14 protein-coding genes are annotated in these 15,397 nt (G+C 42.7%); 7 read left to right on the top strand and 7 right to left on the bottom strand.

Annotation, left to right across the window (positions count from 1 at the left end; all coding sequences use genetic code 11):
- Positions 1–61: 61 nt before the first annotated feature.
- Positions 62–1,405: an adenylosuccinate lyase gene (purB, locus tag P2W76_RS06430; protein WP_276346799.1), complete on the bottom strand. Its 1,344-nt coding sequence runs from the start codon at positions 1,403–1,405 to the stop codon at positions 62–64.
- A gap of 173 nt (positions 1,406–1,578) precedes the next feature.
- On the opposite strand from purB, the gene P2W76_RS06425 reads away from it, so the two are divergent.
- The 4 genes from P2W76_RS06425 (at position 1,579) to P2W76_RS06410 (ending at position 8,191) form a co-directional block, all read left to right on the top strand.
- On the top strand, positions 1,579–2,196 hold the full coding sequence (locus P2W76_RS06425; RefSeq protein ID WP_276346798.1) for a TetR/AcrR family transcriptional regulator: 618 nt from the start codon (positions 1,579–1,581) through the stop codon (positions 2,194–2,196).
- 6 nt (positions 2,197–2,202) lie between these two features.
- Complete coding sequence (locus tag P2W76_RS06420; protein WP_276346797.1) at positions 2,203–3,540, top strand: TolC family protein; 1,338 nt, start codon at positions 2,203–2,205, stop codon at positions 3,538–3,540.
- 119 nt (positions 3,541–3,659) lie between these two features.
- Positions 3,660–4,757 carry an efflux RND transporter periplasmic adaptor subunit gene (locus P2W76_RS06415; protein WP_276346795.1) on the top strand — a complete coding sequence of 366 codons (1,098 nt, stop codon included), beginning with the start codon at positions 3,660–3,662 and terminating at the stop codon, positions 4,755–4,757.
- A gap of 41 nt (positions 4,758–4,798) precedes the next feature.
- Positions 4,799–8,191, top strand: coding sequence for an efflux RND transporter permease subunit (locus tag P2W76_RS06410; RefSeq protein WP_276346794.1), 3,393 nt, complete (start codon positions 4,799–4,801; stop codon positions 8,189–8,191).
- Between the two features lie 235 nt (positions 8,192–8,426).
- Here P2W76_RS06410 and P2W76_RS06405 read toward each other — a convergent pair whose 3' ends face one another.
- Positions 8,427–8,624 carry a hypothetical protein gene (locus P2W76_RS06405; RefSeq protein WP_276346793.1) on the bottom strand — a complete coding sequence of 66 codons (198 nt, stop codon included), beginning with the start codon at positions 8,622–8,624 and terminating at the stop codon, positions 8,427–8,429.
- 138 nt (positions 8,625–8,762) lie between these two features.
- Here P2W76_RS06405 and P2W76_RS06400 point away from each other — a divergent pair, with 138 nt between their 5' ends.
- Both P2W76_RS06400 and P2W76_RS06395 read left to right on the top strand, forming a co-directional pair.
- Positions 8,763–9,329: a sigma-70 family RNA polymerase sigma factor gene (locus P2W76_RS06400; RefSeq protein WP_276346792.1), complete on the top strand. Its 567-nt coding sequence runs from the start codon at positions 8,763–8,765 to the stop codon at positions 9,327–9,329.
- 11 nt (positions 9,330–9,340) lie between these two features.
- On the top strand, positions 9,341–10,429 hold the full coding sequence (locus P2W76_RS06395; protein ID WP_276346791.1) for a serine protease: 1,089 nt from the start codon (positions 9,341–9,343) through the stop codon (positions 10,427–10,429).
- Between the two features lie 109 nt (positions 10,430–10,538).
- Here the strand turns inward: P2W76_RS06395 and P2W76_RS06390 are convergent, their stop codons facing one another.
- From P2W76_RS06390 to pdxH, 3 genes are read right to left on the bottom strand one after another with little or no spacing between them, the layout of a single operon-like run.
- Positions 10,539–11,720, bottom strand: a complete 1,182-nt coding sequence (locus P2W76_RS06390; RefSeq protein WP_276347027.1) for an NADH-quinone oxidoreductase subunit D — start codon at positions 11,718–11,720, stop codon at positions 10,539–10,541.
- Positions 11,721–11,754: 34 nt separating this feature from the next.
- Positions 11,755–12,252 (bottom strand): NADH-quinone oxidoreductase subunit C, encoded by a 498-nt coding sequence (locus tag P2W76_RS06385; RefSeq protein ID WP_276346789.1) that lies wholly within the window; start codon positions 12,250–12,252, stop codon positions 11,755–11,757.
- Positions 12,253–12,258: 6 nt separating this feature from the next.
- The gene (gene pdxH, locus P2W76_RS06380; RefSeq protein ID WP_276346788.1) at positions 12,259–12,912 is read right to left on the bottom strand and encodes a pyridoxamine 5'-phosphate oxidase; all 654 of its coding nucleotides are present in this window, start codon (positions 12,910–12,912) and stop codon (positions 12,259–12,261) included.
- A 220-nt stretch (positions 12,913–13,132) separates the two neighbouring features.
- Here pdxH and P2W76_RS06375 point away from each other — a divergent pair, with 220 nt between their 5' ends.
- Positions 13,133–13,693: a YqgE/AlgH family protein gene (locus P2W76_RS06375; RefSeq protein WP_276346787.1), complete on the top strand. Its 561-nt coding sequence runs from the start codon at positions 13,133–13,135 to the stop codon at positions 13,691–13,693.
- 8 nt (positions 13,694–13,701) lie between these two features.
- Here the strand turns inward: P2W76_RS06375 and purE are convergent, their stop codons facing one another.
- The gene (gene purE, locus P2W76_RS06370; RefSeq protein WP_276346786.1) at positions 13,702–14,211 is read right to left on the bottom strand and encodes a 5-(carboxyamino)imidazole ribonucleotide mutase; all 510 of its coding nucleotides are present in this window, start codon (positions 14,209–14,211) and stop codon (positions 13,702–13,704) included.
- 35 nt (positions 14,212–14,246) lie between these two features.
- On the bottom strand, positions 14,247–15,386 hold the full coding sequence (locus P2W76_RS06365) for a 5-(carboxyamino)imidazole ribonucleotide synthase (RefSeq protein ID WP_276346785.1): 1,140 nt from the start codon (positions 15,384–15,386) through the stop codon (positions 14,247–14,249).
- Between the last annotated feature and the right edge of the window lie 11 nt (positions 15,387–15,397).

Here is a 15,397-nt window from a genome sequence, read left to right as displayed (position 1 = left end):
AAATTACTAATTTTTTAATTTGCAGATGCTGACTGTAAAGTTATGACATGCACATGACCGCCTATAAACCGGTATAATTGAATGGACTGATCTTTTTTAGCTCTGCTTTAACCTCCTCCGAAACCGTAAGGGTATCTACAAATTCGCTTATTGTCGACTGATTTACGTGAGTATTCGTCCTTGTAAGCTCCTTCAGAGTTTCGTACGGATTAGAATAGCCTTCACGGCGAAGTATTGTCTGAATCGCTTCGGCGACAACAGCCCAGTTCGCATCCAGGTCTGCCCGGATGGCGTCCTCATTAATAAGCAATTTATTGAGTCCTTTCACTGTGGACTTTAGCGCTATTAATGTATGTGCTACCGGCACTCCAATATTTCTCAGGACTGTTGAGTCGGTCAGGTCACGCTGTAGCCTTGATATGGGTAATTTTGCGGCCAGGTGCTCAAAGACAGCATTTGCAAGCCCCAGGTTTCCTTCAGAATTTTCAAAATCTATCGGATTTACTTTATGAGGCATAGCCGACGAACCAACCTCGCCGGCTTTGATCTGCTGTTTAAAATAGTTCATGGAAATATACGACCACAGATCCCTGTTCAAATCTATCAGGATATTATTGATGCGTTTTAAAACATCGCAATGTGCAGCAAAATTGTCGTAATGTTCAATTTGGGTAGTGTATTGCGACCGGTTAAGTTTCAGCCGGTCGTTCACAAAACTGTTGGCAAATTTAGTCCAGTCGATACTGCCGTACCCAACGTAATGCGCATTGAAGTTGCCGGTTGCCCCGCCAAATTTTGCAGAGAATGGGATGGCCTGTAATTGGCTTAACTGAACTTCAATCCTTTCAACAAATACCTGCAATTCTTTCCCCAGCCGGGTAGGCGAGGCCGGCTGACCGTGGGTGTGGGCAAGCATCGGGACATCTGCCCATTCAGAAATCCGCTCTTTCATTCGCGTTAAAAGTTCATTCAGCGCAGGCAGGTAGGAGTTTTCTATCGCCAGTTTGAAAGAATGAGGTATAGCCGTATTATTTATATCCTGTGAAGTAAGTCCAAAGTGAATAAATTCCTTGTATGCATCCAGGTCAAGTTTTGAGAATTCATTTTTTATGAAATACTCCACCGCTTTAACATCGTGATTGGTTATTTTTTCGATCTCTTTAACAGCTTGTGCGTGGCCATCGTTAAAATTCAGATAGATTGATCTTAGTGCTGAAAATTTTTCATGGTCAAAACCGCTGAGCTGTGGTAGCGGCAGCTCGCAAAGGGCGATAAAATATTCTATTTCTACATAAACCCTGAATTTGATCAAAGCGGATTCAGAGAAAAAGCCCGAAAGTTCTGAGGTTACTTTATGATAGCGCCCGTCAATAGGGGAGATTGCAGATAAAGGTGACAAGTTCATTTTGAAAGAATTTCTGCGAAGTTAAGGTTTTTGGAATTAGTACTGCCGGGCGGCTTAAGATATCCATGTTCGATTGACCATTTTAGAAAAAATTAAAAATATTTTCATTGGAAACTTTAGAATTGAAAAAAGTTTCCATAGTTTTGTCGCGCATTAAAAAGGAGTATAAATAATTGGAAGTTAAAGACTATATAATCTCAGAATCAGACAACCTTTTTTGTCAGCATGGATTCAAGAGTGTGACGATGGATGACCTCGCCAAGCACCTTGGCATGTCTAAAAAGACGATCTATACGCATTTCAGCGATAAGAATGAGATCGTAAATATGGTGATCGAGAATAAGCTCAGTTACCAGAAGTGTGTGATCAGGGAAGGATCCGAGAATGCCGAGAATGCAGTACACGAACTCTTCTTCGCTGTAACAAATATGCAGGAACTTCTATCTAACATGCATCCGAACCTGTTCTATGACTTGCAAAAATATCATCCTCAGGCATGGTTATCCTTTAAAAATTTTCGTCAGAAATGCCTTTACGAAACCATCTATAACAATTTGATGAGGGGTATTAAGGAGGGGTATTACCGCAGTGACATCAAATGTGACATTCTCACGCAAATGAGACTGGAGCAGATAGACTTAATCTTTTCAAATAGCTCTGCATACACAAATGGCCGGTATGGAATAGCACAGGTTATGGTCGAACTGACAGAACATTTTTTATACGGAGTATGCTCAATAAAGGGGCATAAATTAATTAATAAATACAAAGAGATAAACGAAGAAGAATAATCACATATGAAATACAGATATCTAACCTTAATTGTATGCCTTGCTTTCGGGATCTCCGCTAAGGCACAGCAAGCAGACACCGTTGCGAGCTTCAGTCTTCAACAGGCGATCGACTATGCTCAAAATCACCAGGTTGCGGTGCTCAACGCGCGGATCGACGAAGAGATCGCCAGAAATACGGTCAAGCAAACTATTGGAATAGGATTACCGCAGGTAAGCGGGAATGCGAATTTCCAGGATTTTATAAAACTCCCGACGAGTTTGCTTCCGGGTGAATTTTTTGGTCAGCCAGGTACCCAGATACCGGTCCAGTTCGGTGTTAAATACCAGTCCCTGGTAGGTCTCGAACTCAACCAGTTATTATTTGACGGTTCATATCTTGTAGGGATCCAGGCCTCCAAAACCTACAAAGAGCTATCCAATAAGAACCTGAAAAGAACCCGTATTGAAACTGCTGTTGCGGTTACAAAAGCCTATTACTCAGTTCTTGTTAGTAACGAACAGCTAAGCCTTCTGGATGCGAACCTTGACAGGCTTGGGAAATCGCTCAATGACACGGAAGCGATGTTTAAAAACGGCTTTGTTGAAAAAATTGACGTTGACCGCTTAACAGTGTTGAAGAATAATTTGGAAACAGAGCGCGAGAATGTTATACGGCTTCTGGCTCTGAATCTTAACCTCCTCAAGTTTCAGATGGGTATGACGGTTAACAGTAAACTTACATTAACTGATTCGATAGCAGGTTTACAGGTAGAGCAATCTGTGGCCCTTAGCGATAGCACGGCTTATCGTAACCGGATTGAATATTCATTGCTCGAAACGCAAAAGAAACTAAATGAATTTGACCTGAAGCGGTATAAGAGCCAGTTCCTTCCTTCACTGTCAGCATTTGGAAGTACCTCACAAAGCTTTCAGTCGAATGATTTTTCTCAGCTTTTCAAAACAAACTTTCCAAGTACGATCATTGGATTGCGGTTATCTGTGCCAATTATTTCAGGTGGGATCAAATTAAACCAGGTACGTAACGCTAAACTGGCCATATTAAAAACAGAGAATGATCTTATCAATCTTCAGAACGGGATAAATCTTGAGGTTGATCAGGCCCAGACTACATTTTTGAATAGCTTGAAATCCCTGGATAATCAGAAGAGAAATATGGATTTGGCCCAGGAGGTTTTACGAGTTTCGAAGATTAAATACGGGGAAGGCGTAGGGTCAAGTATAGAAGTTACAACGGCCGAAACATCCCTGAAGGAAGCTCAGAACAATTATATTAATGCGCTTTATGATCTGATGATCAACCGCGTGAATATGGACAAGGCACTAGGCAGAATCAATTATTAACGATAACAGAGTTAAGCTATTTTAAAATGGTCACTACAACTAAAAACACGCTTCGATATAACCTGTCTAATGGTTTTTCCGGGCATATAAAACTAAATTCTAAAATTAACACAAGTTCTATGAAAAATCTACTACTTATAGCCGCTGTCGTTTTTCTCGCAGCCTGCAGTGGAAAGTCCACCGATAAAAAGACCGAGCTTGAAGAGCTCAAAAAGCAGCGTGTGGAGATCAACTCCAAGATAGCAGCACTCGAAGCAGAAGTTGGGACCGCAAAGACTGCTGAAGATATAAAAAGCGTCAATATAGTAGAGATACAGGAAAGCACTTTCAGTAATTACCTGGAAGTTCAGGGAAAGATCGACGCAGAAGATAATGTCCAGGTTAATCCACAGGCACAGGGAGTGGTTACTGCTGTTTTTGCCAGCGTTGGTCAGAACGTTGGCCGTGGACAGGTGTTAGCACAAATCGATGACAGCGTTTTAAAACAGAATATATCTGAGCTTCAAACACAACTTGAACTTGCCACAACTCTGTATCAGCGTCAGAAGAACTTATGGGATCAGAAGATTGGGACGGAAGTTCAATTCCTGAACGCAAAAACTCAAAAGGAAGCAGCAGAACGTCGTATTGCTACCCTGAGATCACAGATTGCGATGTACAAGATTAAAGCGCCCATATCGGGTACTGTTGATGCCATGGATCTTAAAGTTGGTTCAATAGCTTCACCGGGGATGTCTTCGATCAGAATCATTAACGCAAGCAAATTAAAAGCAAAGGCCTTGGTAGCTGAATCCTATGCCGGGCGTGTTAATCAGGGAGATAAGGTTCAGGTTATTCTGCCGGACCTGCCCGATACGATCACTACCACGATTTCCTTTGTTTCTAAAACCATCGATCCTGTTTCAAGAAGCTTCAATGTTGAAATCAAACTGCCGTCGAGCAATAAGTACCGTCCAAACATGTTGAGTATCCTTAAGATAATCGATTACAAGAACGATAAAGCCCTGGTTGTGCCGGTTAATGCGATTCAGAAGGCCGAGAACGGTGACTACCTGTTTATTTCAGAAAGCGGAAAGGCCAAGCGTGTGAATATCCAGACCGGAAAGGTATCTGACGGAAAGGCGGAGATACTTTCCGGTTTGAAAACCGGCGACAAAGTTATAATCGCAGGAACCGATGGATTAAGCGAGGGTGATATCGTAAAAGCCAACCAATAAAAATTATCTGCTTTCTAAGAAAGCATAACAACCAAGATAAAATGGAAGATAAAAATAAAGATTTTAAACCATCCAGTTGGGCTATTGATAACCGGACGGCAATTTATGTGCTGACGATCATTATTGCCATAATAGGATATTCCTCATATAAGGGTTTGCCGAAAGAGAATTTTCCCGAAGTAATTATACCGAAGATCTTTATCCAAACTGTATATCCCGGAACTTCTCCTGCAAATATGGAGAATTTGGTTACCAAGCAGATCGAGAAACAGCTGAAATCCACCTCAGGCCTGAAAAAGATAACTTCAAATTCATACCAGGATTTTTCTATAATAACGGCTGAGTTTAATACCAATGTTGATATAAAGGATGCAAAGCAAAGGGTTAAGGACGCCGTGGATAAGGCCCGTCAGGATCTGCCAACAGACCTCCCCAACGATCCCGATGTAATGGATATTAACCTTTCCGACCTGCCGATCATGTATCTGAATGTCTCAGGGGATTATGATCTTAAGAGTCTTAAAAAGTATGCCGAAGATATCCAGGATAGGGTAGAAAGCCTGAAAGAAATTTCCGGGGTGGATATTGTAGGAGCGCTCGATCAGGAAGTTCAGATTAATGCTGATCTTAACAAAATGGCTGCTGCTCAAATTTCTTTTGGAGATATCGAACGTGCGGTAGGATATGAAAATTTAACGATTTCAGGAGGTACCATCAAGATGGATGGTGTTCGCAGGACACTGAACGTAAAGAAGGAATTTTCTTCAGCAGACGAAATCGCAAACCTTATCATTAAAACACCAACAGGTGCATCAGTGTATTTGAGGGATATTGCTGAGGTTAAGGACTCTTTTAAAGAGCAGGAAAGCTATGCGCGTTTGTATGGAAAGAATGTGATTACCCTGAACGTTAAGAAGAGGAGTGGTGAGAACCTGATTGACGCGTCCGACAAGATCAATGCGCTTGTTAAAGAAATGCAGGCCACTACACTTCCCAAAAACCTTAATATTACTATCACCGGCGACCAGTCGGATAAAACCCGTGTAACTTTACACGATCTGATCAATACGATCATCATTGGGTTTGCGCTTGTGACTATCATCCTGATGTTCTTTATGGGTGTGACCAATGCAATTTTCGTTGCATTATCAGTTCCGCTATCAATGTTCATTGCATTTATGGCAATGCCTGCCCTGGGCGGATTATTTGGATTTAGCTTTACCATGAACATGATGGTATTGTTCTCGTTCCTCCTTGGGCTGGGGATCGTAGTGGATGATGCTATCGTAGTAATCGAGAATACGCACAGGATATTTGACAATGGTAAAGTTCCTATTAAAAAGGCAGCGAAAATTGCCGCCGCCGAGGTCTTCTTGCCGGTGCTTTCGGGAACGCTGACGACCCTTGCGCCGTTCGTTCCCTTGCTGTTCTGGCCGGGAGTAATCGGAGAATTTATGTTCTTCCTGCCAATGACGCTTATCATTACACTGCTAGCTTCATTGGTGGTTGCCTATATCATTAATCCGGTGTTTGCCGTAGATTTTATGAAACCAGAAGACCACAGCCCCGTTAATCCTCGTTTTGATAAGGGTGTCAGGAAAGCCCTTTTGATATTTGCCGGCAGTGCTTTACTAGCCTACTTCATAGATTTTGGTCTGGGTAACTTTGTTGTATTCGTTGCCTTATTGTACCTGCTTCATCATTTTTTATTGGCCAAGGCTATACAGAAATTTCAAACTGTCTTTTGGCCAAATGTGCAAAATAAGTATGTAGCATTCCTCGATTGGGCACTGAATTGGCCGAGGGCGATTCTTTGGGGAACTGTTGGACTGTTCTTTTTTACAATAGGTCTTATGGTGGCTATACCGCCTAAAGTTGTATTCTTCCCAACCAGCGATCCTAACTTTGTGTTTGTCTACATTCACCTGCCGGTTGGTACTGATCAGGCATACACCAATGAGGTTGTCAAAAAGGTAGAGGAAGACGTGACAAAAGTGGTGGGCCGCAATAATCCTGACGTATCGTCCATTATCTCGAACGTCACAATTGGTGTGACCGATCCGCAAAGCGAGGATCAGGGACAGTATACCAATATGGGTAAAGTTACGGTGGCCTTTGTCGGGTTTGGTAAGCGGACAGGCGAAAGCACGTCGGTCTACCTGGACAGGATCCGCCAGGCCGTGAAGGGTATTCCTGGTGCCGAAATTACCGTCGCTCAGGAGCAGGGCGGTCCGCCGACAGCTAAACCGATCAGTATTGAGATCACTGGAAATGACCTGGACTCGTTGGTTAAAACTTCGGAAAACCTGAAGCAATATTTGATCTCAAAGCAGATAGCAGGTGTTGAAGAACTCAAATCGGATTTTCAAAATAATAAGCCGGAGATCATCTTCGACATAGATCGTGAAAGGGCAAACCGCGAGGGTATATCAACCGGTCAGATCGGTATGGATTTGCGGACAGCAATTTTCGGTAAAGAAGTATCGAAATTCCGGGATGCAGATGAGGATTATGAAATTAATTTACGTGCCACCGAAACACAACGTAATAATCTGGATGCCCTGAGAAATATGAAGATGACATACCGTGATATGGGAATGGGCGGCATTATTCGCCAGGTACCATTGTCTTCTTTTGCTTCAATTGATTATGTTAACACATACGGAGGAATCAAGCGTAAGCAGGAAAAAAGGATCATTATTTTATCTTCTAACGTTCTGGGTGATTATAACCCGAACGAAGTGGTGGCAAATATCCAGAGTGAGATCGATCAATATGTAACCCCCGCTGGTATAGAAGTTAAAATGGCCGGTGAACAGGAGGAACAGCAGGAAACAATGAACTTTCTTGGAACGGCCTTAATGATCTCCATAGGACTCATCCTTATTATTCTTGTTGCCCAATTCAATTCGATATCCAAACCATTGATCATTCTGAGTGAGATCGGTCTGAGTATCATAGGTGTACTACTCGGAGTTACTATATTCCGGATGGATATGTCAATAGTAATGTCCGGGGTAGGAATCGTTGCCTTGGCAGGTATAGTTGTTCGTAACGGTATTCTCCTTGTAGAGTTCATGGATCTGATGCTGGAGCAGGGGATGGGAGTTCGTGACGCGATACTCGAGGCCGGACGTACGCGGATGACGCCTGTTTTACTTACCGCCACGGCAACAATGCTGGGGCTGATTCCTCTCGCGGTAGGCTTGAATATAGATTTCACAGCCTTATTCAGCGAGTTTAAGCCTCATTTGTATTTCGGTGGGGATAACGTTGCATTCTGGGGCCCTTTATCATGGACAATGATTTTCGGTTTGAGCTTTGCAACATTCCTGACGCTGATATTGGTTCCATGTATGCTGCTTCTCGCAGATTCAAATAAAAGGAAACTTAAAAAATTGTTTTCAAAGAAAGAGACTTCTGAAACGATTTAGTTTAGTTTAGATTAGGTGGAAAAGCGGGTTTCGAAAGAGACCCGTTTTTTTTGTGGATAGGAGAGTCAAGAGCCAGGAATCAAGATTCAAGACTGCGCTTCTTAAAGCCTAGAGAGCCTGGTTTAATAGGAACCAATTGTCTTGACTCTTGGCTCTTAATTCTGGCTCAAAAAAGTGCACAAAAAAAGCTCTCTCAAATTAATGAGAGAGCTTTTCATTGTAATTTTTGGGTTAATTAGTTTTGAACTGAATCAACAGCAGCAGCTGCAGCTGAATCAACAGTGTCAATTTGAGCTTCTAAAGAATCAGTAGTTACTTCTGCAGTAGAATCAATTGTGTCAGCAGCAGCTTCTTCAGTTTTGTTAGAGTTACAAGCAGCAACTGATAAAGAGATAGCTAAAGCTAAGAAACCAAATTTGAATAGATTTTTCATTGTTTAGTGGTTAAAAGTTATTTAAATAATTTACACTTAATACCCGTTAGCTAAAAAGGTAACCCTGCGATTTGAAAAAAATATAAAAAAATATTTTTGCTATCATTGGGTTACAATTCCGCCTAAACAGTATTAATAGTGAGAAAAGAGATAAAAAGTTCACTTCCAGCAGATAATGAGATCATACTTGGGATACTGAACGACTCTAAAGATATACTCAACCGGCTTTATAAGACTTATTTCCCGATGGTGCTGCAATTGGTACTTAATAATAACGGGAACGAAGATGACGCTAAAGACGTTTTTCAGGAGTCGGTTATCGTTCTTTATAATAAAGTCAAAAGTGGAAATTTTGAGCTGAACAGCAAGCTTAAAACTTTCATTTATTCTGTCTGCCGGCGTTTATGGCTGAAGCGGTTAAACGCCCAGAGTCGTAATATGCGGAATGTAGAAGATTTCTCTGAGTTTATCCCTGTTGAGGACGATCTTGAGAAACACGAAGAAAAAGACAGGCAGTTCCATCTGATGGAGCAGGCGCTTAAGCAATTGGGTGAGCCGTGTAAAACTATTATAGAGGACTACTATCTTCAAAACAGGTCTATGCAGGAGATCTCTGAGAAGTTTGGCTATACCAATGCGGATAATGCCAAGACTCAAAAATATAAATGTCTGCAGCGACTGAAAAAGATTTTTTTTCAGTCATAATAAAAATGGCGATGAATAAGGATACTGAAATAACTAATCTGATCGACGCATACTTAAGGGATGAGTTAACACCTGCCGAACGTTCTGATTTTCAGCAGAAAAGAAATAACGATCCTGCGTTTGATCTAAACGTGGTTGAACATGAAAACCTGGTTAGGCATTTAAAGGAATACGGGGAGCGCGTCCAGCTTACATCAGATATGAATGCCATTTATGAAGAAATTGATATCGATGCATTAAAAAGAGAAGCGAAACCGGAACTTCCTTTGATCCACCGCTTATGGGCCAAATATCGTGTTAGTACGGCAATAGCTGCTACCGTCGCTATGGTGGCAGTGTTTGGGACATTGTTTATGACAGGATATTTTTCTGAGGCCATTTCCACTAACTATACGCAAATGCGTCGGGAGATCAATAGTATTAAGCGTTCTCAAAATGCATTGATTAAAAACATTGGCGATAAACCGTCTAAAGCTCCGGCTAATCCGGGTCAATTTGGTGGAACCGGTTTTGCGCTTTCTTCAAATGGTTATGTGGTTACTAATTATCACGTAATAAAAGGTGCAGATTCGGTATATGTTCAGAATTCCTTGGGAGAAGCTTTTAAAGTTAGACAGATCTACACTGACCCGGCACACGACATAGCTGTTTTGCAGATTGTAGATCCAGCATTCAAGCTAGCTACTCTTCCGTATACATTTAAGAAGTCTGCATCTGATGTGGGACAGACAGTCTACACTATTGGTTTTCCAAGAGATGACCAGGTTTACGGTGAAGGCTACGTAAGCTCACGCAATGGCTTTGCCGGAGATACAGTTGCCTATCAGGTATCTATACCCGTAAATCCCGGTAACAGTGGGGGACCGCTGCTTGATAGTAAAGGGAATGTTGTAGGTATCATAAATGGCAAGCAAAAATTTGCCGACGGAGCTGCTTTTGCGATCAAGTCAAATTATATTTTAGAATCGATTGCCGCTATTCCTCAGGATTCGCTTGAAAACAAACTTGTTCTCAATAAGCGAAATACGTTAACGGGATTGAGCCGTCAGGATCAAATAAAGAAACTGGAACCATATATTTTCATGGTGAAGGTGTATTAGGGCTGTGAGCTATCAGCTGTGAGCTGTGAGCTTTTGCAGACGTACCAAGCGGTCGGTCATTGTTTTATAAGCGTCCCATAGCTCATTTCCCATAACCCACAGCCCACAGCTATCGGTCCACTTCCCCAAGCACAATATCAATCGATCCCAGGATAGCAATAAGGTCTGCTATTAATACACCCCGTCCCAGCTCCTGCAGGACAGAAAGATTATTGAAGCTAGGCGCCCGGGCTTTCACCCGTTTCGGTATCTCAGTTTTCCCATCCGTAATAAAATAATAGCCAAGCTCTCCCTTGGGATTTTCGGCACGTATGTAAAAATCCTGCTCCTTAGGTATGATCTTTTTAGGAAGTTTAGCACGTGGGTCAAAGTCAGGACTTCGTTTTAAGTCCTTTTGAAGACGTTCAAGGCACTGTTCGATAATATGCACTGATTGTACTATTTCATCCACGCGAACCTTATACCGGTCCCAGCAATCGCCCGATTTACCCATTTCACCTTTACCTACGGGAATTTCAAATTCAAGCTCAGGGTATACCGAATACTCATCCACCCGGCGTAAGTCCCACTTTAATCCTGAGCCTCGAAGCATAGGTCCTGAACAGCCATAATCAATGGCTACACTGAGTGGCAGTATTCCAACCCCCGCAGTCCTGTCGATGAAGATCTGGTTATCTGTGAGAAGCTCGTTAAGCTCCTTCAATTTGGGCTTAAAATAGTCGATGAACTCTTTACACCGTTCTTCAAAACCAACCGGCAGGTCATAAAATAAGCCGCCGATCCAAATGTAATTATAAAGCATCCTCGACCCGGAAGCCCATTCAAGCATATTCATGATGTGCTCCCTGTCGCGAAAACACCATAAAAATGGAGTAAAGGCTCCTATATCAATTCCGTACGTACCAATAGCGATCAGATGCGAGCCGATCCGGTTTAGTTCACAAACTAAAACACGTATGTATTCAATCCTTTTCGGGATATCTTTGTCTATTCCCAGCATTTTCTCAACACCCATTACAAAAGCATGGTCATTGTTCATCGACGCCAGGTAATCCATGCGGTCTACGAAAGGGATGATCTGTTGGTAGCTAAGGCTTTCACAATGCTTTTCAAAACATCTGTGCAGGTAACCCATGTGTGGGATCACTTCTTTTACGATCTCACCATCTGTGATCAGTTCCAGCCTCAATACGCCATGCGTAGACGGGTGCTGAGGTCCCATATTAATGATCATCTCTTCCGGTTCAAGATGTTCGGTTAACTGAGAGTATCTGGTTTTGCCTGAAAGCATATTAATATGATCCATTGTGAGAGAAACCGGCTTGTTACTTTATTTTGATCCCTTTATATTCTTCCGCTGCAACGTAATCTTTCCTCAAAGGATAGCCTTCCCAATCGTCAGGAAGAAGTATCCTCCTGAGATCGGGGTTACCTTCAAAGAAAATTCCCGTCAAATCAAATGCTTCGCGTTCATGCCATTCGGCCGTTCTCCAAACTTCAGTTACGGTCAGGAAAGAGGGGAGCGTAGCCTGGCTGCGGTCGTGATCCTTAACCACCTTTAACGTCAGTTGCGACTTATAGGGTATGGATGCTAAATGATAAACAACCGAGAATTTATTTGCTTCCACGCCGTGATCCACACCGGTAAGGCAGGACAGGAAGTCGAAATAAGTTTGTTCGTTATCGCGCAGCTCAAGACAAACTTCAGCGATCAGCTCCGGTTTAATGAACAGCGCGGGCTGAAGACCGGTGCTTTGTTCGTCAACAATAACATCCGCACCGAACTTCGCAATTAATAACTCTTTTACTTCTGAGAAAGTCATATCAAATCAGGGAGCCAGCCTAACGATCTTCCAGCTCTGTTTATCCGCTTTCTTATAAACTATCCGGTCGTGAAGCCTGCTTGGCCGGCCTTGCCAGAATTCTATAACCTGTGGCTTAACCACATATCCGCCCCAATAAGCCGGTTTAGGTATATTTTTATTTTCGTAACGGAGTTCCATTTCTTCCCAGCTTTTCTCGAGCGTAGCCCGGTTTTCTATCACCTGGCTTTGCGGAGATACGACAGCGCCTATCTGGCTTCCCTTTGGACGTGAATAAAAATACTTTTCAGATTCTTCTTTTGATAATTTTTCAACGGTTCCCTCAATCCGAACCTGCCTGGCAAGTTCAGGCCAGAAGAACACCAGAGCAACTACAGGGTTCTTAGCCATCTCTTTCCCTTTGGCACTTAAATAGTTGCTGTAAAAGATAAAGCCCCTTTCCTCGTAGCCTTTTAATAAAACGATCCTGGCAGAGGGTTTCCTGTCAATAGTCGTCGTTGCGAGGGTCATGGCATTCGGTTCTTGTATACCCGAGTCCATTGCTTCCTTAAACCACTTTCCGAATTGTTTAATTGGATCTTTTGCCACATCCTTCTCTGATAAATTTTCAGAGCAGTATTCCTGGCGAAGATTTTCAATAACTTCTTTTTCTACTGACATCCTGTAATAATTAGCAATGTGTCCCGGGAAAGTATTCCCCTGTGCAAACTTAATAAATGCCCGCTTGAATTTATCATTTCGCGGATAATTATCAATTGTGAAAATGAGCGTTGGACTTTCGCTACAGGCTGTGGGAAATCAGCTTATAAACTCTTATTTTTAAAACAAAGCCAAACCTCGTACGTTTGCAAGAAAGCTCGCAGCCCAAAACCCAAGCCCTATGCTAAGTCCCATTAAACCAAAAAAAGGAACCCTGCTTGTTTCAGAGCCATTTATGCTTGATCCCAATTTTAAACGTTCGGTTGTTCTCTTAACTGAGATTGAAGAGCAGGGTGCGATAGGTTTTATATTGAATCAAAGGAGTAATTTGATCGTGAGCGATCTGCTTCCGGATTCAAGTTGCGGACTGCCGGTATTTATTGGCGGCCCTGTAGCTAATGACACACTTCATTTTATCCATTCCTGTTACGATAAGCTGAACAGCGGAATTGAAATACGCGATGGAATATATTGGGGCGGCAATTTTGAAGCCCTGCAAGTGCTGATCAGTACTGGTCAGATTAAAAGTTCTGAAATAAAGTTCTTTATAGGATATTCGGGCTGGGGAGAAGAACAGCTTGACGGAGAATTGGAACAGAACTCCTGGCTGGTAAGCGATAAGTTTAATTCGGAAGTGATCTTCGTGGAAGATGAAGAAAACCTTTGGCGGGAAGTGGTGATAGGTTTAGGGCCAAAATACGCGCATATTGCCAACTTCCCCGAGAATCCGCAGTGGAACTAGCTGTGAGCTTACTTCCCCTCCATCTCCTCCGCACTCGCCTCAACCTTTTTTCTCAGCTCTTCTTTAAACTCAATCAGTTTCTGTGCTAAGTCTTCATCGGCTGTTGCAAGGATCTGCGCCGCAAGTATGCCTGCATTCTTAGCCGCATTTAATGCAACAGTAGCAACCGGTATGCCGTTAGGCATTTGAAGTATAGACAAAACTGAGTCCCACCCGTCAATTGAATTAGATGACTTCACAGGAACTCCGATAACGGGAATATGCGTGATTGACGCAACCATACCAGGAAGGTGAGCAGCGCCGCCCGCACCGGCAATGATAACTTTAAGGCCCCTGCCTGATGCCGATTTTGCATATTCAAACATCCTGTCGGGTGTGCGGTGAGCAGACACCACGGTGATTTCAAAACTGACATCCAGACCTTTCAGCACATCGGCAGCATCCTGCATGATGTTAAGATCTGATTTGCTTCCCATTATTATTCCGACCAGGGGTTTGTTGGAAGTGTTATTATTCATTACGTATTGATTATCAATTTTATGAATGCAAAATATTAAACTTTTACCTTAATTGTTTCCTGAACTAATTTGGCCTTGGCTATAGCCTTTTGCCGGTCATCATCAAGTATGGTAATATGGCCCATTTTACGGAAAGGCTTAGTCAGTTTTTTACCATAAAGATGGACGTAAACTCCCTCTATTTTGAGGATTTCCTGGAGACCTTCGTATTCTGCTGATCCTTCGAACCCTTTTTCGCCAAGCAGGTTAATCATGACTGCATGGCCAATCGAACGTGTGTCGCCTAATGGCAGGTTAAAGATTGCCCGCAGATGCTGCTCATATTGCGAAGTGTAATTACCTTCAATACTTTGGTGCCCGCTGTTATGAGGACGTGGAGCAAGTTCATTGACCAGAACATCACCTGATTTCGTTAGGAACATCTCGACAGCCAAAACTCCGACGATCTTTAAGTCTCTGGCGATCTTAACCGCAAGCTGATCCGCCTTTAAGAGAATATCTTCCGGCAGGGTGGATGGTGATATCAGGAATTCCACAAGGTTAGCCTCCGGGTTAAATTCCATTTCAACACATGGAAACGTTTTAATATCCCCGTTTTCGTTCCTGGAAACGATGACTGCCAGTTCCTTTTCAAAATCAATCCATTCCTCAACCAGGCTTGGGGCATCGAATGCATGGTCCAGGTCGGCTGCCGACTTAACAGCATGTACCCCGCGGCCGTCGTAGCCGTCCTTCCTTAGTTTCTGAATATAAGGGAAGGGAAAATTACGGTTTAGAAGTTCTTTGCGGTCCTGTATCAGGTGAAAGGGGGCGCTTGGGATGTCATTTTCTTTAAAAAACTGCTTCTGAACGCCTTTATCCTGGATAAGCCTTATGACTCGCGATTGTGGGTATACCAAAACACCTTCGTTTTCAAGCTGCTCAAGAGCATCCACATTAACCTTTTCGATCTCTATAGTGATCAGGTCTACATTCTTACCAAAATGATAAACTGTCTGATAATCTGTTAATGAGCCATGCACAAATTTACTGCACAGATGTTTACATGGTGCATCCGCATCCGGATCCAGCACGTGCGTGGTAATATTGAAATTTATTGATTCCTGGATGAGCATCCGCCCCAGCTGTCCGCCGCCTAAAATACCAAGTTTCAGGTCTCCGTAAAATGACTTCATATTTTATAAAT

It is taken from the genome of Daejeonella sp. JGW-45 (assembly GCF_029360805.1).
In the GTDB taxonomy this organism is placed as follows: Bacteria; Bacteroidota; Bacteroidia; order Sphingobacteriales; family Sphingobacteriaceae; genus Daejeonella.
Note: the sequence above shows the minus strand (reverse complement) of the source record. Positions and strands in the feature narration are given on the sequence as shown.